This is a genomic window from Microbacterium mitrae (assembly GCF_008017445.1).
Classification (GTDB): Bacteria; Actinomycetota; Actinomycetes; order Actinomycetales; family Microbacteriaceae; genus Microbacterium; species Microbacterium mitrae.
Genome location: NZ_VRSW01000001.1, coordinates 397,285 through 417,900, shown reverse-complemented (window position 1 = coordinate 417,900; position 20,616 = coordinate 397,285). Strand labels below are relative to the sequence as shown.

21 protein-coding genes are annotated in these 20,616 nt (G+C 63.3%); 19 read left to right on the top strand and 2 right to left on the bottom strand.

Annotated elements, in window-relative coordinates; genetic code table 11:
- Positions 1-75: 75 nt before the first annotated feature.
- Positions 76-858 carry a type I methionyl aminopeptidase gene (gene map, locus FVP60_RS01975; RefSeq protein ID WP_147824590.1) on the bottom strand — a complete coding sequence of 261 codons (783 nt, stop codon included), beginning with the start codon at positions 856-858 and terminating at the stop codon, positions 76-78.
- Between the two features lie 88 nt (positions 859-946).
- Here map and FVP60_RS01970 point away from each other — a divergent pair, with 88 nt between their 5' ends.
- The 19 genes from FVP60_RS01970 (at position 947) to FVP60_RS01880 (ending at position 19,832) form a co-directional block, all read left to right on the top strand.
- Positions 947-1,435: an MFS transporter permease gene (locus FVP60_RS01970; protein WP_147824589.1), complete on the top strand. Its 489-nt coding sequence runs from the start codon at positions 947-949 to the stop codon at positions 1,433-1,435.
- Positions 1,436-1,612: 177 nt separating this feature from the next.
- Positions 1,613-1,960 (top strand): 50S ribosomal protein L19, encoded by a 348-nt coding sequence (gene rplS, locus FVP60_RS01965; protein WP_147824588.1) that lies wholly within the window; start codon positions 1,613-1,615, stop codon positions 1,958-1,960.
- Positions 1,961-2,105: 145 nt separating this feature from the next.
- Positions 2,106-2,846, top strand: coding sequence for a signal peptidase I (gene lepB / locus FVP60_RS01960; RefSeq protein ID WP_425463447.1), 741 nt, complete (start codon positions 2,106-2,108; stop codon positions 2,844-2,846).
- The gene (locus FVP60_RS01955; protein WP_147824586.1) at positions 2,843-3,502 is read left to right on the top strand and encodes a ribonuclease HII; all 660 of its coding nucleotides are present in this window, start codon (positions 2,843-2,845) and stop codon (positions 3,500-3,502) included. Before lepB ends, FVP60_RS01955 begins: the two co-directional genes overlap by 4 nt.
- A gap of 186 nt (positions 3,503-3,688) precedes the next feature.
- Positions 3,689-4,591 (top strand): N-acetyl-1-D-myo-inositol-2-amino-2-deoxy-alpha-D-glucopyranoside deacetylase, encoded by a 903-nt coding sequence (gene mshB / locus FVP60_RS01950; RefSeq protein WP_147824585.1) that lies wholly within the window; start codon positions 3,689-3,691, stop codon positions 4,589-4,591.
- A 74-nt stretch (positions 4,592-4,665) separates the two neighbouring features.
- Positions 4,666-5,721, top strand: coding sequence for an ROK family protein (locus FVP60_RS01945; RefSeq protein ID WP_147824584.1), 1,056 nt, complete (start codon positions 4,666-4,668; stop codon positions 5,719-5,721).
- 50 nt (positions 5,722-5,771) lie between these two features.
- Positions 5,772-6,908, top strand: coding sequence for an extracellular solute-binding protein (locus FVP60_RS01940; protein WP_147824583.1), 1,137 nt, complete (start codon positions 5,772-5,774; stop codon positions 6,906-6,908).
- A gap of 7 nt (positions 6,909-6,915) precedes the next feature.
- The gene (locus tag FVP60_RS01935; protein WP_147824582.1) at positions 6,916-8,001 is read left to right on the top strand and encodes an ABC transporter ATP-binding protein; all 1,086 of its coding nucleotides are present in this window, start codon (positions 6,916-6,918) and stop codon (positions 7,999-8,001) included.
- Positions 7,998-9,764, top strand: coding sequence for an ABC transporter permease (locus tag FVP60_RS01930; RefSeq protein WP_147824581.1), 1,767 nt, complete (start codon positions 7,998-8,000; stop codon positions 9,762-9,764). The genes FVP60_RS01935 and FVP60_RS01930 overlap by 4 nt, the downstream gene beginning before the upstream one ends.
- Positions 9,765-9,779: 15 nt before the next feature.
- On the top strand, positions 9,780-11,294 hold the full coding sequence (gene argH / locus FVP60_RS01925) for an argininosuccinate lyase (RefSeq protein ID WP_147824580.1): 1,515 nt from the start codon (positions 9,780-9,782) through the stop codon (positions 11,292-11,294).
- 5 nt (positions 11,295-11,299) lie between these two features.
- Complete coding sequence (locus tag FVP60_RS01920) at positions 11,300-12,187, top strand: ROK family protein (RefSeq protein ID WP_147824579.1); 888 nt, start codon at positions 11,300-11,302, stop codon at positions 12,185-12,187.
- A complete protein-coding gene (locus tag FVP60_RS01915) occupies positions 12,165-12,719 on the top strand; it encodes an OsmC family protein (protein ID WP_187240529.1) in 555 nt (184 codons plus the stop codon). The genes FVP60_RS01920 and FVP60_RS01915 overlap by 23 nt, the downstream gene beginning before the upstream one ends.
- A 65-nt stretch (positions 12,720-12,784) precedes the next feature.
- On the top strand, positions 12,785-13,114 hold the full coding sequence (locus FVP60_RS01910) for a DUF2469 domain-containing protein (protein WP_147824577.1): 330 nt from the start codon (positions 12,785-12,787) through the stop codon (positions 13,112-13,114).
- A gap of 94 nt (positions 13,115-13,208) precedes the next feature.
- Positions 13,209-13,571 (top strand): YraN family protein, encoded by a 363-nt coding sequence (locus FVP60_RS01905; protein ID WP_147824576.1) that lies wholly within the window; start codon positions 13,209-13,211, stop codon positions 13,569-13,571.
- Positions 13,568-15,079 carry a YifB family Mg chelatase-like AAA ATPase gene (locus FVP60_RS01900; protein ID WP_147824575.1) on the top strand — a complete coding sequence of 504 codons (1,512 nt, stop codon included), beginning with the start codon at positions 13,568-13,570 and terminating at the stop codon, positions 15,077-15,079. The genes FVP60_RS01905 and FVP60_RS01900 overlap by 4 nt, the downstream gene beginning before the upstream one ends.
- Positions 15,076-16,209, top strand: a complete 1,134-nt coding sequence (dprA, locus tag FVP60_RS01895; RefSeq protein WP_147824574.1) for a DNA-processing protein DprA — start codon at positions 15,076-15,078, stop codon at positions 16,207-16,209. The genes FVP60_RS01900 and dprA overlap by 4 nt, the downstream gene beginning before the upstream one ends.
- Before the next feature lie 126 nt (positions 16,210-16,335).
- Entirely contained in the window at positions 16,336-17,265 is a 930-nt protein-coding gene (locus tag FVP60_RS01890) for a variant leucine-rich repeat-containing protein (protein ID WP_147824573.1), read from the top strand.
- A gap of 59 nt (positions 17,266-17,324) precedes the next feature.
- Entirely contained in the window at positions 17,325-18,224 is a 900-nt protein-coding gene (locus FVP60_RS01885) for a tyrosine recombinase (protein ID WP_147824572.1), read from the top strand.
- 141 nt (positions 18,225-18,365) lie between these two features.
- On the top strand, positions 18,366-19,832 hold the full coding sequence (locus FVP60_RS01880) for an MATE family efflux transporter (protein WP_147824571.1): 1,467 nt from the start codon (positions 18,366-18,368) through the stop codon (positions 19,830-19,832).
- Here the strand turns inward: FVP60_RS01880 and FVP60_RS01875 are convergent.
- The gene (locus FVP60_RS01875) at positions 19,824-20,600 is read right to left on the bottom strand and encodes an ABC transporter ATP-binding protein (protein WP_147824570.1); all 777 of its coding nucleotides are present in this window, start codon (positions 20,598-20,600) and stop codon (positions 19,824-19,826) included. The two genes, FVP60_RS01880 and FVP60_RS01875, sit on opposite strands and share 9 nt — an antisense overlap.
- Between the last annotated feature and the right edge of the window lie 16 nt (positions 20,601-20,616).

Below are 20,616 nucleotides of genomic sequence, written 5' to 3'. Positions count from 1 at the left end.
GGTAGTACGACAAAGCGGAACCATGCAGCTGTTGCCAGCGCATGGTTCCGCTTCTCTATTGCTTAGTCGACTGGCTTAATCGACGCCCAGGAACGAACGGTCCGTGAGCACGATGGGGCCGTCGTCGGTCATGGCCACCGTGTGCTCGCAGTGCGCGCCGCGGGAGCCGTCGGCCGAGCGGAGAGTCCAGCCATCCTGGTCGGTGTAAATCTCGTTGGTGGTCTGCAGGAACCACGGCTCCAGGGCCAGCACGAGCCCGGCGCGCAACGGGTAGCCGCGGCCGGCTTTGCCCTCGTTTGGTACGTGCGGGTCGCCGTGCATGGTGCGCCCGACGCCGTGACCGCCAAAGTCGGTGTTGATGGTGAGGCCCTCGGCATGAGCGACGGCGCCGACGGCGGCTGAAATGTCGCCGATGCGGTTGGTGGTCTGCGATGCCTCGATTGCGGCGGCGAGGGCGCGCTGCGTCGTGTCAATGAGCTGGAGGTCTTCTTCACGCGGGGTGCCGACGATGAACGAGATGGCGGAGTCTGCCACCCAGCCGTCGACGGAAACGGCAAAGTCGAGGCTGACCAGGTCGCCGTCACGCAGCACGTAATCGTGGGGGAGGCCGTGCAGCACGGCGTCGTTGATCGAGGTACAAATCACCTTGCCGAACGGGCTCGCGCCAAACGACGGGTGATAGTCGATGTAGCAGGACTCGGCTCCGGCCTTGCGAATCATGTCGTGTGCGCGCTTGTCGATGCTGAGAAGGTTGGTACCCACCTTCGTCTCGTCACGGAGGGTCGCGAGAACCTCGGCCACGAAACGCCCCGCGGGGCGCATCTGCTCAATTTCAGCTGGCGTGCGCAATTCGATCATGGTTCCATTCTCTCGTGGAAATGCGGACTCGGTGACGCTTCGGTATCACTCACACCTTTCGCACTGAAATTCGGCGTACCATCGCGATATGGCACTTCGGAGAGCGTTTTATCGGTGGCTAGTTCCGGCGGCTTTCCTATTGCCGCTGTGGTTGCTCGTGGGGTACATGGTGTTCCAGGCGAACGCGTGGGCCATCTTGTGGCTGCTGTTCTTGGCGATGCCGTCGGTCTTCGTCGGGCAGCTCATCTTCACGCTGCTGGTTCGTTCGCGCCCCTCGGTGAGACGCAACCGGGCCGTATCGGCGCTTGACGTTGCAACATTCGGTACCTGGCATGTGCTCACGATTCTGGTCGGACTGTATTCCGAGTGGTTCCCGCTGTTCCTGACGCTCGCGATCATCGCCGGCATCGGCGTGCTGGTTTCATGCATGTGGCAGCTCTGGCAAGAGGGGACCGGATCCCGCTACGAAACGCCCGTTGAGGGTGTCTTCCCGAGCGCACGCCCGTCCACGCGCCCGCATACGCAAGCCACTGGTTCCGCCGACATCTTCATCGTGACGGAGAAGCACGAGTCCTGATTTCGCGTCACCAGGCACGACGTGGCAGAATAGATAGCTGTGCCGTGACCATGCACGTTTCGACGTGCCCACGCAGGTGCTCTGCCTCAGGGGAGTATCCGACCGCAAGGTGCGCGAATGTTCTATGAAAACCCCTTTATGCAGAAGACCTGACGCGACTGCAGAATGCGATCTATCATGCAGATCCTTGACGCCGTTGATGCGGCATCGCTCCGCTCGGACATTCCCGAGTTCTTCCCCGGTGACACCGTAAAGGTTCACGTCAACATCACGGAAGGCTCGCGCTCGCGCGTTCAGGTCTTCCAGGGTGTCGTTATTGGCCGCTCGGGTGACGGCGTTCGCGAGACGTTCTGCGTCCGCAAGATCAGCTTCCAGGTTGGCGTGGAGCGTACCTTCCCGGTGCACTCCCCGGTAATCGAGCGCATCGAGGTTGTTACCCGCGGTGACGTTCGTCGCGCCAAGCTGTACTACCTGCGCGAACTGCGCGGCAAGAAGGCAAAGATCAAGGAGAAGCGCGACAAGTAAGCGCCTCTTCAAGAGAACCCTGCGGAAGATTCCGCGGGGTTCTCTTATTCCCAGGCGAGATGTGCCAGGCTGTGACATACGGTCTGTTTTCGGCAGCCCCCACCCCCGATAGGACACCATGACAAGCGAGTACGCCGACGCGCACATGTCGCGACGCGATGCTCGCCGCCACCGCAATAACGCGAAGCGCAAGGGCGGCTGGGGTGTCTTTTTCCGCGACCTGATCGTCATCATTCTGGTGGCACTTCTGGTGTCGTTCTTGGTCAAGACGTTTGTGGTGCGCTCGTTCTATATTCCGTCGGGGTCGATGGAAAACACGCTGCAGGTGCAAGACCGCATTCTCGTTGACGAACTGACCCCGCGCTTTACCGGCTACGACCGCGGCGACATCGTGGTGTTCCGTGACCCGGGCGGGTGGCTTCAGGGGGTTTCCGTGCCGAAGCCCGACCGTGGACCCATCGCTGAGGGTGTGGACTGGGTGCTGTCCCTCGTGGGCCTTTCTGCACCAGACTCGTCCGAGCACCTCATCAAGCGCGTCATTGGCTTGCCCGGCGACCATGTGGTGTGCTGCAACGAGCTCGGCCAGACGTCGGTCAACGGCGTGCCCCTCGATGAGTCGGAGTACGTACAGCTCACGCCCGGCCCCGATCGTCCTGAATACGAGTACGACGTTGTGGTTCCGGAAGGCTCGCTGTGGGTACTGGGCGACAATCGGAACAACTCACAAGACTCTCGCTTCCACATCGATGAGCCCGGGCAGGGCTTTGTGCCTCTGTCTGAGGTCGTCGGACGCGCATTCTTGCGCACGTGGCCGTTCGACCGCTTCGGCGGATTGGGCTCCAGCGACTCGGCATTCATCGGCGTGCCAGATCCGGCCGACCAGTGAGCCCTGCCGTTCCCACGCTAGAGCGCGAAGCGACGCTGCTCGAGCAATATCCGTTCATCATCGCGTGCGATGAAGTCGGCCGCGGTGCGATCGCCGGGCCCGTCGTCGTGGGTGCCTCGATCGTCTACGCGTCGCACTTGGGCAGCGCTATTCCCGAGGGCCTGCGCGACTCGAAGCTCATCGCTGAGGCGAAGCGTCATGACGTTGCCGATCGTGCGCGCGATTGGGTGAGCGGTTCGGGCCTCGGCTGGGCGAGCGCTCTTGAGGTTGACCAGACCGGCATTATGCGGGCGCTGGGTACGGCCGCACTCCGCGCGATCGAAACCGTGGCGGCTGAAGCCGGCGTTGATCCGCGTGACGGCGTTGTGCTGCTGGACGGCAATTACGACTACATTCAGCCCGCTGGCGGGTGGGGGATGACGGTCATCCCCGTCATCAAAGGTGACCGCGATTGTGCGTCGGCTGCCGCCGCCTCCGTGCTCGCTAAGGTGGCCCGCGACGACTACATGGTGGAAGTTCACGCCCAAGCGCCCGCGTATCAGTGGGAGCGCAACAAGGGCTACGGCAGTGCCGAGCACCGCGCCGCGATCGTCGAGTTCGGCATCACCCCACACCACCGTGCCTCGTGGGCATTTGAAGGCAACACGCTGTTCTGAGCCATTCGTGGTTCCGCTCGCCGGCTTGTATACCGCTGGCGTTTCGGCTCTTGCAGCATCCCACCCCTTGGGCTGTGATCTATAGATGCCTGATCAGATGCTTATTTTTTGTCGTACTGTAAGTACTTAATTTCTGCCAGAATCAAAGTCAAGGGTCCACATCGGCTACTGACAGTGAGGTAAGGCATGGCAACGGCACGCAGAGATGAGCCACTTCGCGTCTTGCTGGCCCACGCCCACCCTGATGACGAGAGCTGTGCAACGGGCGGAACCATCGCCCGACTCGTTGCCGAAGGCGCGGCTGTCACCGTTGTCACCTGCACGCAGGGCGAGCAGGGGAAGATCGCGCTCACCGAACTTCAACACCTGCACGTCGATAACGACGACGCACTGGGGCCGGAGCGAGCGCGCGAGCTGAGCCTCGCGATGCAGGCGCTGGGCGTCACTGACCATCGCTACCTCGGTGGTTCCGGTCACTACCGTGACTCCGGACGCATGGGTATCCCAGCCAATAACCGACCCGATGCCTTTTGGTCGGCTGACCCGATCGAGGCGGCCAATCTGATGGGAGCCATTGTCCGCGAAACGCGGCCGCACATCGTCATCACCTATGACGCCAACGGGGGATATGGGCACCCCGATCACATTCAGACGCACCGCGTGACCATGAATGGGCTGGCGGCGGCCGCAGACGCCACGAGCCGGGCTCCGGGCGAGCCGTGGGACGTACCGCTCGTCTATTGGACAGCCGTGCCGCGCGACCTGATTGTTGCTGAACTCACCGAGCTCGCCACTCGTGCAGACGACCTGGGACTCTGGGTCGACCCAGATCCCGGCGAGTACCCCGACGGCGTGCACCCGGACGATGAGATTGATGTCGAGTTCGATGTTTCGGACTACCTGGCACAGAAGACCCAGGCACTCACCGCACACAAGACCCAACTCACCGTGGAGGGCGCCTACTGGGTGCTCGCGAGCGGACGTGGCATGCGGATTCAACCCCGCGAATGGTTCATCCGCGTCAAGGGCGGACACCGCACATCACCGGGGTATGAGACGGCGCTCGATACCGGAGCGCCGTCGCCGTGACGAGGCCATCCATTGCCCTTGCCGATCGCCGCAACCAGCGTGCCGCCGTCATCGGTGCATTGCACGCTAGGCGAATGAGCCGTACCGCCCTGGTTGAGCGGTTTGACGTGAGCTCGTCGCTCATCACCCGCATTGTGCGCGGCCTAATCGACGATGGCGTGATCTACGAGACCGGCACTCAGCTGCCGTCAGCGGGTCGACCGGCAGTGCAACTGGAAGTCACGAAACATTACGGCACCTTGATTGCGGTCAATTGCACGGCGGACGGTATTCATGCACGCAGCTTTGACCTGCACGACAACATCCTGCGCGAGATCCGCACCGATGCGCCCGAAGGCGGGATGACACCGCAACACATCGTGGACTCCATTGGCGAACTGGCCCACCTCACGCCCCGCCTCCTCGGTATTGGGGTGGGAATCGCTGGCATCGTCGACGCTGATACCGGCGCGGTGAGTGCGGCTCCCAACCTCGGGTGGACGGCCCCGGTCGCGCTCTACGACATGTTGCATGAGCGCACCGGCGTCGCTGTCACGATCGACAACGACGTGAACCTGATGATGGCTGCCGAACGGCCGACGCTCGATGCCTCGTTGCGTTCAGACGCGCTTTATCTATATCTCGGTAAGCGCGGCATCGGTGCCGGCTTTATCGCGGCTGGCCGCCTCGTGCGAGGGCGTCACGGCGCAGCGGGTGAGCTGGGACTGTTTTCGCTCTCACGTATAGACGCGCCAGCTGCAGAAGCACGCACGTTTGAAGAGCGTTTCGCCTCGACCGCACTTGCCGCGCGTCTACGGGACGCCGGCCATGACGTTTCTGGGCCCGTGGTTCCAACTCTTCTCGCGCTTGCCGAAGACGGCGACGAAGCGGCGCAGAGTATCCGCGCGGAGCTGCTCGCGGGCTTCGCGACGTCGATCAGCCTAGCAACCGCCATGCTTGACCCGTCCGTCGTCATTCTCGGCGGAGAAGCTCGTGATTTCGCCGACGCCGAATGCGAGGAGATCCGCAGCGTGCTGACGCGGCGCTTGCCATTTGTGCCGGTGCTTCAACCGGCCACCCTGAATCCCGATGCCGTGCTCGACGCCGCGCGAGCACGATGCTGGAACACCGTTCTCGCCGGAGGCATATGACGAGACACGACACAGCCCGAGTTCCCGCGGCCTAGCCGCACCAACCCATCATGAATGAGAAATCAAGGAAGATTATGCAGTCAAGCACGTTCCGCCCCCGGTTGCTCGCCGGTGTGGCCATTGCAGCAGCCTCCACGCTCCTCCTCGCAGGATGCGCCGGAGACGTAGAAGCACCTCCCGCTACGCAGAAGCCGACGAGCGAGCCTTCGGCTGAGGCCACGCAGACGCCGTCGGAGAGCCTGACGATCTACACGGGCCGTGACAAGGACGAGGTCGCGTGGGTCGTATCTGAGTTCGAGAAGGCGCACCCGGAGTACGCAGGCAAGGTGACGACGGTCATCGCTGGCGCCCAGGACAACCTGGACCGTATGCGCGCTGAGGCATCGAACCCGCAGGCCGGATTCCTCTGGGGCGGCACCCAGCAACAGTTCGAGCAGGCCGCGAAGGAGGGCCTGCTGGCCGAGTACGTCCCCGCAAACGGTGACGCGGTTCCGGCTCAGTACAAAGACCCGGGCAACAAGTGGATCGCCGAGATGCTGCTGCCTGAGGTCATCATCTACAACTCGAACATCCTGACCGCCGAGACGGCACCGCAGGACTGGTCGGAGTTGGGCGATGAGAAGTGGAAGGACCAGATCGTCATTCGTGACGTTATGCCGTCCGGCACGATGCGCACGATCTACGCATCGATCGTGTACAGCGCATTTGCCGCAGACGGCAGCCCGGATGCCGGCTACGAACTCCTGAAGAAGATCGACGCGAACACCGTTTCGTACGCCGCTAACCCGGACGACATGTACACGCAGCTTGACCAGGGCACCGGTTCGGTCACCGTGTGGAACATGCAGGACGCCCTGATCCAGCCGCTGAAGAACAACCGTCCGTGGGGCTACATCATGCCGAAGTCGGGCGCACCGGTGCTCGTTGACGGCGTTGGCATCATCGAGAACGACAAGCAGGAAGTTGCTGCGCAGGCGTTCATGGACTTCCTGATGGAAGAGGGCATGCAGGCCAAGCTTGCTACCGACTACTACCAGATCCCCGCCATGGAGATCGCGGCAGACAGCCAGCCGGAGTGGATGAAGGACTTCAAGCTCAACGAAGCCAAGATCGACTGGGCTGTCTTCGCCGAGCACCAGGACGAGTGGATGACGTACTGGGTAGACAACATCAAGGACAAGGGCTAATTCCGACATGGTCTCTGTGACCCTTCACAACCTCACGAAAACGTATTCGCGCAGCGGAACGGTCGTGAACGGCATCAATCTGGACATTGAAGACGGCGAGTTTTTCACTCTGCTGGGGCCATCCGGCTGCGGAAAATCAACAACGCTACGCATGATCGCGGGCTTTGAAGAACCGAATGACGGAACCATTCACTTCGATGATCTGGACGTGACGTTCTCGCCACCCAACAAGCGCGACGTGGGACTCGTCTTCCAGAACTACGCCCTGTTTCCTCACATGAGTGTGAGCAAGAACGTGGCATTCGGCCTGGACGTACGAAAAGTGAAGGGCACAGAGGCCGCACGTCGAATTACTGACGTTCTCGCGCAGGTCGGGCTCGCAGATCGCGCGCACGCCCGCGTCGATGAGCTCTCGGGCGGGCAGCAGCAGCGTGTTGCGCTCGCCCGGGCGCTCGTCTTTCGGCCGCAGCTTCTGCTGTTGGACGAACCGATGTCGAACCTCGACGCGAAGCTTCGCCTCGAAATGCGTGGCGCGCTGCGTGACCTTCACGAAGAGACCGGCATCACCTCGGTCTATGTGACGCACGACCAGGCAGAAGCGCTTGCGATGTCGACACGTATCGCGGTCATGAACACCGCCGTCGTGCATCAGGTCGGCACACCCGACGAGGTGTATGCACGTCCTGCGACCGCGTTCGTTGCCGGCTTCCTCGGGCGAAACAACCTGCTCGATGCGACGGTGCGATCCCACGACGGAACCCGCGTGCAGCTGACGCTTGCCGATGGTTCCGTACTCCACGCGTTCTCTCAGAACGCCGCTTCCGACGTGACGTTCGAGGTCGGATCTCACGTTGTTGCCACCGTGCGCGCGGAAGCCGTGACTGTGGCTGGCGACAGCGATGTCAACGTGTTGTCTGGGATTGTCGCCGACGTTGACTTCGTGGGCTATTCGCTGTCGTGCGAGCTCGATACCGCGCTCGGGCGTGTCAAGGTTGACCTGACCGGATCGCACACCCGCCCGCAGCGCGGCGACACGATGCGTATCGCGTTGCCCGAGGCGGCCGTCTATTGCGTTCCCGCGGAGCGACAATGACGACCGCAACAGCAGAGCATTCGCTCACTAACGCCACCCGCGTGGCCGGGCCACCGAAGCGACCCTCATGGATTCGTCGGCGCTGGTCGACAGTCTTCACGCTCGCCCTTCTAGCGATCGTGCTCATTGGGTACGTCATCGGCCCGATGATTGCGACGGCACGTCGCTCGGTCTCGCAAGACAAAGCCGTGATTCTTGGCTTCTCATTCAAAGCCTGGGGCGACTTCTTTGCCAACCCGACGCAGTCTTCTGCCATCGGTGGTTCCATTGTCCTCTCGATCCTCTCGGTGATCGTGGCCGGTGTGCTGGGCACGGCCGTTGCGATTCTGCTGACGCGGTGGGAGTTCCCGGGGCGGCGCGTGTGCCAGGTGCTTGCATTGCTGCCGATCGCGTTGCCACCGCTCATGGGCGTGTGGTCGTTCAAGTTGCTGTTTGGCGTCGGCGGACGTATCCCGTACGCCATGCAGGAATGGTTCGCCCTTGACCAGAAGGACTTCTGGCTCGAGGGTCTCGCGGGAGTTCTCGTTGTTCATGCGATGACGATGTACCCGTACTTCTACCTGACCGTGTCTGCGGCGCTCGCGAATGCAGATGCATCGTTGGAAGAAGCAGCAGAGTCGATGGGTGCTGGGCGGTTCCGTGTATGGACGCGCGTCACGCTGCCGCTACTGACGCCCGCGCTCGTAGCAGGCTCCCTCATCACGTTTATGTCGGCGATGTCGTCGTATACCGCGCCACTGTTGTTCCAGTACACCGATGTCATGACCCAACAGATCGTGATCGCGAAGACAAACGGCGATATGCGACTGGCGTCGATCATCTCGACGACCCTCGCGATCATCTCCATCGTTTTCCTCGCGATTATTCGGTCGTACGAACAGCGCAAGGTGTACCGCACGCAATCGAAGGGCGGCGGAAAACGGCGCTCGACAGTCACGAGCACACCCGCGAAGGTTGTGCTGTTCTTGATCGCCGTGCCAACGACAATTTTCCTCGTGCTTCCGATTCTGATGATTTTCGTGCTGTCGATCACCGCGAAGGGCGGCTGGCTGCAGTCGGTGTTCCCCACGGGCTACACGCTGGAGTGGTGGGCGCAGCTCTTCACAGGCGGCTTTGATTTCTGGCGGCCCGTGACAAACTCGCTGATAATGAGCGTGCTCGCGGTCGGTGGTGCGGTGCTGCTTGGCGCGGGTGCCGCGTATGTGATGAGTCGCATGCAGTTTCGCGGCAAGCTCGCTCTCGACATTGCGATCATGCTGCCGTGGGCGTTGCCGGGAACAGTGGTGGCCATCAACCTCATCACGGCATTCGCAAGCCCATCGCCCTTTGCGGCTGGCCAAGTACTCGTTGGCACCTTCGCAATCCTGCCGCTCGCATACTTCGTACGCTTCAACCCGCTGATTTTCCGATCAACGTTTGCGTCACTCTCACAGCTTGACCCGAACTTGGAAGACGCGGCCCGCAGCCTCGGCGCCTCGTGGTGGTACGCGTTTCGCAAGGTCGTTCTCCCGCTGATTTCACGCGGCATCATGGCCGGTGCGCTCCTCGCATTCGTCGATGGTGTCGGCGAGTTCGTGGCATCGGTACTCATCTACACACCCGATTGGATTCCGCTGTCGATTGCGGTCAACAACGCGAACTACCAGGGCAACATCGGTACCGGATCGGTCTATGGCATGATCCAGGTCATCCTGGTGCTCATCGTTCTCATTATTACCAAGCGGATGGAGTCCAAAAGCGACACCATCACGCCAACCATGTAAAGCAGAAGGACAATCATGAATCGCGACGAGATCATCGCCCGCGACGGCGACTCGTTTCCTGGCGAAAGCTACACCACGGCCGTTTTGCGCCCCGCCTACGATGAAGCCAAGCGCATGCTGTTGCCGTCGATGATGCGCATCCACCGTGCACACCTGATCATGCTGCGCACGGCCGGAATTCTGTCAGCGTCCGACGCCGCGGTCATTGCGCAGTCGATCGACGAACTCAATCTCGACGCGCTGGCATCAAGCGAGTACACGGGGGAGTTCGAAGACCTCTTCTTCACCGTCGAACACCAAATGATGCAGATCGGTGGCGAAGTCACCGGCAGCCTGCACACGGCGCGCAGCCGCAACGACATGGGCATGACGCTGTACCGCATGGTCATGCGCGAGCAGCTCCTGCGAGTGCTGAAGGCAGCGGGCAACCTGTACGAGACGTTGGTGCGAATGGGGGCCGAGCATGCGGAGACCCTGACGCTTGAGCACACCCACACGCAGCCCGCACAGCCGTCGATCCTCGGTCACCGTTTTCTCGCGATCGCGGACGTGCTGGGCCGTGACATTCGCCGCGTACAGCAGGCATACGCAAGCCTCGACTACTCGCCGATGGGTGGCGCTGCCCTCACCGGAACGGGATTCCCGATCAACCGCGAGCACATGGCCGAGCTCTTGGGCTTCCGTGGCCTCGTGGAAAACTCGTACGACGCTGTGGCGGCCACCGACTACATCGCGCACTCGGCAATCACGCTGCAGCTCATGGCCGTCGACACTGGTCGTAGCTGTGTTGACTTCTTGAACTGGTGCACCGCAGAGTTCGGTCTGTACCGCGTTGCTGCCCCCTACGTGCAGATCTCGTCGATCATGCCGCAAAAGCGCAACCCGGTGTCGATCGAACACTCACGTTCGCTGTTGTCTGCGGCGGCCGCGAGCGCCCAGACGGTGCTGACGATGATGCACAACACGCCCTTTGGTGACATCGTTGACACTGAAGACGACCTGCAGCCTCACATTTGGCGCTCCGTCGAAATCCTCACCAACGTGTTGGAGCTGTTGTCGGGGGTCTACGGAACCATTCAGGTCAACACGGACGTGATGCGCGAGCGTGCGCTGGCATCGTTCGCGAACGCTACTGAGCTCGCTGACACGCTGGTGCGCGATGGCGGACTCACGTTCCACCAGGCTCACGCCATCGTGTCGCGGCTCGTCCGCGAGGCCGATGTTGCCGGTGTCACCGACATTCGCACGCTCACCGGTGAACAGGTGCACGCTATTGCCCGGGATGTCGTCGGACACGATGTCTCGCTGTCGGCAGAGCAACTCGCCCGTGCCCTCAACGCGGACAACTTTGTCGCCGTACGGACATCGAAAGGCGGTGCCGCACCGAGCGAGGTTGCGCGCATGGCCGCGGCACGTGTCGCGACCGCAGCAGAGTTCGCCGCCTGGCTGGACGCCACGCACCAACATTTGTCGAGTGTCGATGCGCGCCTGCTCACCGAAACCGCGGCGCTTCGCCAGACCGAAGGATAACGGCAGTGCAGACCCCCGAGGAGAGCATCCTCGGAATCGACTTCGGCGGCACCAAAGTGGCGCTGCGGGTGATGCATCAAGACGGAACCACCAGAGACCAGCGACTCAAGATCGGTGTCGGGGAGGACGCGCACAGCGTCATCGACCGTACCCTCGCGGCGGCCGTTGAACTCGGCCACAACGTCGCAGCGGCCGGGATCAGTACCCCCGGAATCGTCCATGACGAGCGCGTTGACCTGGCGCCGAATGTCGTTGGCTGGAGTGACCTTTCGCTGACGAATCGATTGCGAGACGGGCTGGGCGCACGAGAGATCGTTGTGGAGAACGATGTCAAGGCCGCTGCGCTCGCGGAGGTACGTGAGGGCGAACTGCGTGGCGTCGATGCCGGCCTCTACGTGAATCTGGGGACCGGCATCGCCATCGCGCCGATTGTGGCTGGGGCGATCGTGCGCGGTGCACACGGCGCCGCCGGCGAGATCGGATACGGCGTCGTCGGAACCGTCCTCGACTTCTCGGGGAAGGGAGCACCACTGGAAGAGTTTGCTGGCGGCGGCGGACTCACACGGCGTATTCGTGAGTCCGGTCTCGGCATCAACGACGTCGAATCGCTGGTGGCGTTGTCGGCAACGAACAGCGAAGCCGCGACGCTGTGGATGTCAGCGATCGACGAAATAGCGCGCCATCTCGTGACCGCGGCTCTCACTATCGACCCCGCTCGCATCGTGCTGGGTGGCGGTATGGTGCGCGCAGGCGACGCTCTCATGGTTCCGCTGTCCGAGCGGCTCGTCGGCGCGTTACCGTATGCGCCCACCATCGCGGTCTCCGCATTTGGGCATGACGCGGCCCTCAGTGGCGCACTCATGCTGGCCAATGATCGACTCACAGGAAGATGACGATATGACGCTCGAATCGCGCACGCTTGCGAATCACCTCGTGCAAAAGGGCGCCGCGATGCACGCGGCCGCGACGGCACGACCCGCCGCGGCTGACTGGGATGAGAGCATCGAAGCTGTCTGCGTTGCTGATGACAACACCGGCGTGCGAAAACTCACGATTCGCGACTTCCACTTCGTCGGTGATGGCGGAGCCGACATCGGGGGATGGGACTTGGGTCCGACCTCGCCCGAGTACCTGCTCGGCGTGATTTCGACATGTCTGACGCACACGATGCTGTGTCTTGCGGCCTGGCGTGGTCTCAGTCTTGATCGCGTTGAGGTGCGCGTCACCGCAGACAACAATGATGCGCGCTTCTTCGGCATCGAGACGAACACGCCACCGCCGCCGCACAATATTCGTATCCACGTCGATCTGGAATCGTCGGCAATGTCAGATCAGGAGCGAGCCGACTTCATTCTCGAAGCGGAAGCCACGTGCCCCATCGTGCAAGCACTTCGCCAGCCGACTGCGGTCACGGTGGACTTCTGAGCCTCGTTGTGAAGCTCAACGTCGTTTCGCCCTTATCTGTTGTTGCGGCATAGGATGGATGAACCATGGATGAGGATGCTTTTGACGACTTTGACCGCGAACTAGAGCTCGCGCTGTACCGCGAGTACCGCGACGTTGTCGGTCAGTTTCAGTACGTCATCGAGACCGAGCGTCGCTTCTATCTCGCGAACGCCGTTGACGTGGTGCGCCGCGACTCAGCCAACGATTTCTACTTCGAAATCACGATGACCGATGTCTGGGTGTGGGACATTTACCGCGCCGATCGGTTCGTAAAGTCGGTGCGCGTGCTGACGTTTAAAGACGTCAATATCGAAGAACTGTCGCGCCACGACATTCAGATTCCTGACGACCTCGCCCTCGACGGTGAGAAGTGATCCTCGTTCCCTAACAACGCGCGATTTTTCGCGTGTTGTCCACCGCGGCTGATTCGCGGGGTTTTTGCGTGCCTGGGTACCGCAGAGTCGGGGGATGGCAGCGAAAGATGATCTGGGCAGACGTGGCGAACAGCTCGCCGTCGAATACCTCACCAAGCGGAACCACGTGGTGCAGAGCCGCAATTGGCGGTGCGCCGAGGGGGAGCTGGATGTCGTAACGCTCAACGACGACCTCGTGGTTGTCGTTGAGGTGAAGACCAGACGCAGCATGGCGTTTGGCGACCCGCTGGAGGCCGTCGATCCGCGTAAGATTTCGCGGCTTTGGCGTCTGGCGCGGGAGTGGAGCCGCGCGCACGCCGAGATCGCGCGCGGTCGTGCCGTGCGCCTCGACATCATCGGTATCACGGGCGATGACGATCACGGCTTCGACATCGCTCATCTGGAGGACGTGCGATGAGCGTCGTACGCACGTGGGCGATTGCGTTGAACGGTATCACCGGGGCGCTCGTTGAGGTTGAGGCCGATTTATCGTCGCAGACTCCGGCGTTCGATCTCATTGGGCTGGCAGACAAGGCGCTGGGCGAGGCCGTGCGTCGTGTGAGCAACGCCTGTTTCAACGCGCAGCTGCCATTGCCGCGGCGGCGCATCACGGTCAATCTGTCGCCGGCGGCACTCCCCAAACGGGGTTCCGGTTTTGATGTGGCGATTGCGATGGCCGCAATCGCTACCGAGCACAAGATTTCGCTCGAGTCGTTGCACCGCACCGTTCACATTGGCGAGTTAGGCCTTGACGGCCGGTTGCGGCCGGTGCCCGGTGTGCTTCCGTGCGTGATTGCGGCGCGTGACGCGGGCTTCGATCGCGTGGTCGTGCCGTTCGCGAATCGTGACGAGGCACTCTTGGTGCCCGGCATCGAGGTGATTGGCGCGGTGGCCCTCAGCGATGTTGCGCGGGCACACGGGGTGGAATGTGAAGAACACGAGTTGGAACCAATCACATCGTCGAGCACGGTTGTTGCCGATCCGCTGCCGGGCGATTTGAAAGATGTGGTCGGCCAACGCGACGCCGTGGAGTCGCTCATCGTTGCGGCCGCTGGTGCGCACCACGTTGTCATGAGCGGGCCACCAGGGGCCGGAAAGACGATGTTGGCCTCCCGGCTGCCGGGGATCCTGCCGGATCTCACGCATGAGCAGGCCATCGATGTCGCCTGTATCCGCTCGCTCGCCGGAGCCCCACTGATGGCGCTGCCGAGCGTGGTTCCGTTCGAGGCCCCGCATCACACCGCGAGCGTCGTGGCGCTGATCGGCGGAGGGAGCGGAATTATTCGCCCAGGAGCGATTGCTCGCGCCGCGCACGGGGTGCTGTTTCTTGATGAAGCCGCCGAATTTCCGTCGGCCGTGCTCGATGGGCTGCGTCAGCCGCTGGAGTCGGGGAGCATCACGATTCACCGTGCGGGCGCCGTCGCCACGTTCCCCGCGCGGTGTCAGCTGGTGGTGGCAATGAACCCCTGCCCGTGTGGAAACTACGGCGTTCGAGGAGCTGAGTGCACGTGTCCGTCGCCCGCGATTCGCCGCTATCAGTCGCGACTCTCGGGCCCCGTGCGAGACCGCATCGATATCGAGTTGCCGATGCGGCGCGTGACGTCAACGACGCTCGCTTCTACCGTGACGACAGCGAAAGCCCGAGATCGCGTCGCGGCGGCGAGGGAACGCGCGGCGCACCGACTGCGCGAAACGCCGTGGCGTGTGAACGCCGAGGTCTCCGGCGCGTTTCTGCGGCGCGAGCCGGTCGTTGCCGGCGCACGCGATGCGCTCGATCGAGCGCTGGAACGCGGACAGATCACGCTCCGCGGCTACGACCGGTCGATGCGACTGGCGTGGACACTCGCCGACCTCGACGGCACCGATAAACTCAGCGCCACCCACGTGGGGCGCGCACTGTTACTGAAACAGGGAATGGCAGTATGAACGACGAACGACGACAAGATGCGGCGGCACGTGTCATCCTGAGTCTCTTGGCAGAACCGGGCGACGCCGACATTGGCGCGTTGGTGACCACGTATGGGGCGCCGAAAGCCGTCGACATTATTCGCACCGGCACGCACCCGCCCGACGTGCCTCAGCGCACCTGGACAGCAGCAACGGCGAGGTGGGCGCCGCGGCTCGGTGTGCTCGACGGCCATGACCAGCGAGAACGTGCGCGGCGTGCTGACGCGCGGCTCGTGATTCCGGGCGATGATGAGTGGCCCGACGCGGTCGATGACCTGGGGGTGCACGCTCCATTGCTGTTGTGGGTGCGAGGCGACGCGACGCTGCTATCGAGTGCACAGTCGGTCGCTCTCGTGGGTGCGCGAGCGGCCACCGGGTACGGCGAGCACGTCGCGGGCGAGTTTGCGGACGCGCTGGCCCGCGGCGGAGCGTCCGTCGTATCGGGTGGTGCCTACGGCATCGATGGCGCCGCACACCGCGCCGCGCTCGGCGCTGGCGGAGTCACGATTGCGGTGATGGCGGGTGGCGTTGACCGCCCGTACCCGGCCGGCCACGCACACTTGCTGGCGCAAATTGCCCGCGCTGGCGTTGTGGCGAGCGAGTTGCCGCTCGGGGTTGCACCGTCGCGGTGGCGATTCTTGAGTCGGAACCGCGTGATTGCGGCGATGACAGATGCGACGGTTGTCGTGGAAGCCGGATGGCGCAGTGGTTCGCTCAACACCGCGGGGCACGCCGCGTCCCTGGGGCGACCGTTGGGTGCGGTCCCCGGGCCGATTACGTCGCCCGCTTCGATGGGGTGTCACCGACTGATGCGCGAATTCGACGCGGCCTGCGTGACAACTCCCGAAGAAATACGCGAGCTTGCCGGATGGCTTGACGAGGCTGCAACACCCGAACGCGGCGCTGATGGTGACGCCGGAAGCGCAACCAACCGCCTCATTGATGCTCTCAGCGTGCGGGCTGCTCGCGACATCGACGAACTGGCTCGTCGCACGGGGCAGCCGCGCGACGAGGTGCAGGCAACCGTCGGGCTTTTGATGCTGGAGGGGGCCCTCCTCGCCGTCGATGGGGGATATGTGCTCGCCAATGTTCCGGAAGGGCGCGGATAATGAACCCATCGTGGGTCGGAATGGGCATCACCAAATGTCACTGTCCTGGAATGGATGGGAGCCGATAGGCTGACGGCAGCAGGCAGACTGGCGCCTGCGTCGCATCACACAGAAGAGGCAGACCTCATGGCCCTGCAGGATCCATCCACGTACACCGCCGCTGATCTCGCGAATCCGGCGCTCGACGACGCGACGTTGCGTCACATTGCGCAGTACCGTCCTGACCTCCGTGGTTATGTTTTGCAGCACCCCGCGTGCTCGCCCGCACTGGCGCAGATGATTCATGCGAGCGCCGCGCCGCAGCAGGCGCCGACTGCACCGGCTGTTCCCTCCGTGCCGCAGGCACCCGCCGGATTCAACCTGGGGCAGGCCGCAAGCACGGCGGGCGCACAGCCGTTCGCAGGCCCGGCACAACAGTACGGCCAGCAGCAGCCGCAACAGTACGGTCAGGCACCGCAGTATGGCCAGGCGCCGCAACAGTTTGCGCAGCCGCAAGCTCTGCAGCACCCGCAGGCAGTCGCCTGGGCGCAATGGTTCCAGCAGAACACCGGCCGTCAGCCCGGGCCTGGCGACTACCAGAACGCCGTCGCCGCCGGCCAGCTGCCACACCATGTGCTCATGGGCATGCCGGCCGCTGTAGCGCACAAGCCCGGATTCCCGGCACAGCTCGGCGCGCTGGGCCGCCTCCTCATCCTCATTCCGATCGGTGCCGTGATCGCCATCATCGGGAGCTTCCTGCCCGTCATCAGCATGGGCTCGTACTCCTTCAACTACTGGGCGGAGGGTGCCGACGGGCCGATCATTCTGGTGTGTGGTTTGATCGCCATCGCCGTGGCTGTCCTCGCGATCGTGAAGCCCGCGAAATGGTCATACATCGTTGCCGGCGTGGTGGCGATTCTCAGCCAGATTCTGTTGTTCATTTCGACGATCGCCGGTATTTCAACGAGCGTCGAATACCAGATTGCGCTCGGCCCAGCCGTCTACGTCGTGCTTCTCGGTGCGATCGTCGTCACCGTCGGCGCGGTCGTCGCCCTCGTTTCGGCACGCAAGCTCTAAGCCGGTCAATCTCGGCCAGCCACCACGCGGTGCGCAACACTGTGCCGCATCATGGAGTCATGAGGCTCGATGATGCGGCACAGGCGTTTGCGACGCACCTGGCGCAGGTTCGTCGCCTTTCCCCGGCGACCATTCGCGCCTACGCGGCTGACCTCAGAGACCTCCGCTCCCACCTCGAAGACGACGACATCACGGTCATTGACGTCGATACATTGCGCGACTGGCTATGGCACGCCACGCAACGCGGTGACGCCCGCTCCACAATCGCCCGCCGCACCGCGACGGTGCGTACGTTCTTCGCTTGGGCGCTCGAGCACGGCCACGTGACAGCCGACCCCACACTCCGCCTGGTGACACCTAAGAAGGCGCAGACCCTTCCCGCGGTAGCGACGGCGACGAGCCTCGACGAAGTGCTCTCGGGCCTCCGCGTAGCCGCCTCAGACGGCGACCCGATCGCCCTGCGTGATCACGCGATGCTTGAGCTTCTCTACGCCGCGGGCATCCGCGTTTCCGAGCTGTGCGGGCTCGATGTCGACAGCATCGACCGCGACCGCGCCACCGTTCGGGTCTGGGGCAAGGGGTCGAAAGAGCGCGTTGTACCGTTCGGGTTGCCCGCACGAGATGCCATCGACGCTTACCTCACCCGAGCGCGGCCGACGCTGGTTGCGCGGGGGAGCGGAACCTCAGCACTATTTCTCGGGGTGCGTGGCGGCAAGCTGTCGCCGCGCGCTGTGTATGAGGTGGTCTCGCGCGAAATTGCGCCGGTCACCGGCCGGGAGCACGTTGGCCCGCACACCCTGCGGCACTCCGCGGCGACCCACCTAATCGACGGCGGCGCTGACCTCCGTGCTGTGCAAGAAATCCTCGGCCATGCGAGCCTCGGCACGACGCAGATCTACACGCACGTCTCGAGCGAGCGTCTCGCCGCCGTGTACAAGCTCGCGCACCCGCGAGCGTAAGCGCCACGCGAGGTACGCCGCCTCACACCCTGCCTCGGGGTTCCGTAGCCAGCGTCTTCCCAACCATCGAACCGATTCGATACAATTATCGGCGGCGCCGCACTCGACGCTCCACATCTTCTGCACTTTGCGAGTTTCTGCATGGCCACTCCGTTGACGACCGGCCGCCCTTGGCGCGTCATACTTGCGTTTTCTGTGCCCCTGTTGCTGGGCAACATCGTGCAACAGCTGTACCAGTTCGCCGATGCTGTCGTCGTCGGTCGATACCTCGGCGTCAACGCGCTCGCAGCCGTCGGCGCGACGGGTGCGCTGTTGTTTCTGCTGTTGGGTTTTGCCTGGGGTATGACGAGCGGCTTCGCGATCCCGACGGCGCAGGCCTATGGCGCGGCTGACGCGCGCGCGGTTCGCCGTTCGGTGGCCGCTGGCGCCATCTTGACCGCCATCGTGAGCCTGGTCATCACAATCGGTGGGCCGTTGGCCGCCGAGCCCATCCTGAGGCTCTTGCAGACCCCGCCCGAGCTGATCGCTGAAGCGACTATCTTCACGCAAATCAGCTTCCTCGGCGGTGCAGCAACGATGTTCTTCAACTTCCTTGCGGCGATCATCCGATCGATCGGTGACTCCCGCACGCCCCTCGTATTCCTCACGCTGGCGTGTGTGCTCAACGTTGGTCTCGTCATCGTCATGGTTGGTCCGCTGGGCTGGGGCGTTGGCGGTGCCGCTGCGGCCACCGGTGTGGCGCAGGCAATCTCGGTCATCCTGTGCATTGACTACGTTCGACGTCGTGTTCCCCAGTTGCGGGTGCAGCGTGAAGACTGGCGCGTCACGCGCGCTGAGTTCGCCGAGCACTTGCGCCTCGGCCTCCCGATGGGATTCCAGGCGTCAATCATCGCGATCGGCACGTTGACGGTGCAGGTCGCACTCAACACGCTGGGCACCGACGCCGTCGCGGCCTACACGACGGCCGCTCGCGTTGATGGCCTCGCCTCGGCGTTGCTCGCATCGCTGGGTCTGGCTGTTTCGATGTACACCGCACAAAACATCGGTGCGCGTCGCCCTGACCGCATTCGCCGCGGAATGAAGCAGGCCACCTGGATGGCCATCATCGCTTCTGTCGCACTCGGGGCTGTCGTGATCGCGTTCGGTGTGCCGCTTATTCGCCTGTTCATCGGTGAGGGTTCAGAAGACGTCGTCGAGATGGCGCACCTGTTCCTGATCGTGAACGGCTCGACTTACGCGATTCTGGGCGTGCTCTTCGTCGTGCGTGGTGCGCTTCAAGGCCTGGGGCAGGCGCTCATCCCGACGATCACCGGCATCATCGAACTCGTTATGCGTGTGGTTGCGGCCGTCATCTTCGGATCCTGGTTCGGCTACTTCGGCGTGACGCTGAGCAACCCCATGGCGTGGATCGGCGCTGTTGTGGTGCTGGTACCCGCGTACATGGTTGCGCACCGCAAGCTCGCCCACATGAAGGTCGACCCGGTCGAGGTCACGCTCACCACACCGATTCCGGTGATTGGCCCGACCGACAGCGCGCTCGTCGTCGATGGCATCGTGACGCAGCCCGTGGTCGTTATCCGTCAGCGGCGGTTCTGGCGCTCACGCTAGCAACGGAAAAACGAGCAGCGGCCGATCGCTATCGGCACGGCGCATGACCTCGAGGCTGATTCCCCACACCGCAGCAATTGTCTCGGCTGTCAGCACCTCCGGAGCCGAACCGGCCGCCGCAACGCGGCCATCGGCCAGTACCACGACGTGATCGGCAAATGCCGCCGCGTGGTTCAAATCGTGCAACGCGGCGATCACCGTCATGCCGTTGCGCGAGAGCCCGTGCAGGAGTGTCATCGTTTCCCACTGCGCGCGAATGTCCAGGTGGTTCGTCGGCTCATCGGCCAGCAACAGTGATGGCTGTTGCGCGAGCGCACGTGCCAGATTGATGCGTTGGCGTTCGCCACCCGAGAGCGTCGCGACATCACGGTCGGCGAGATCAGCAGCGCCCGCAGCGGTCAGGCTGTTTGCGATGACGCGCTCATCGTCGGCGGTCGTGGCAAACCAACCTTGATGCGGCACCCGGCCCAGTGCCACAACGTCGCGACCGCCCAATCCATCGGCGGTTGCCCATTCTTGCTCGACCAGCGCTATCCGCTGTGCCCGCTCCCGCCGGTGCAAGCTGCTCAATGGTTCCGCATCCAACGACATCGACCCGCTGTCGGCCCGTAACGCCCCCGCGATGAGGCGGAGCAGCGTGCTCTTGCCGGAACCCTTGGGGCCGACAAGCGCGGTCACTGAACCCGCCGGGCCGGTGATATCGATCCCGTCGGCGATCAGGCGGCGGCCGCGCGTGAAGGTCACGCGCTGTGTATGAATTTCGCTCATGCGCGATTGCCTCGCA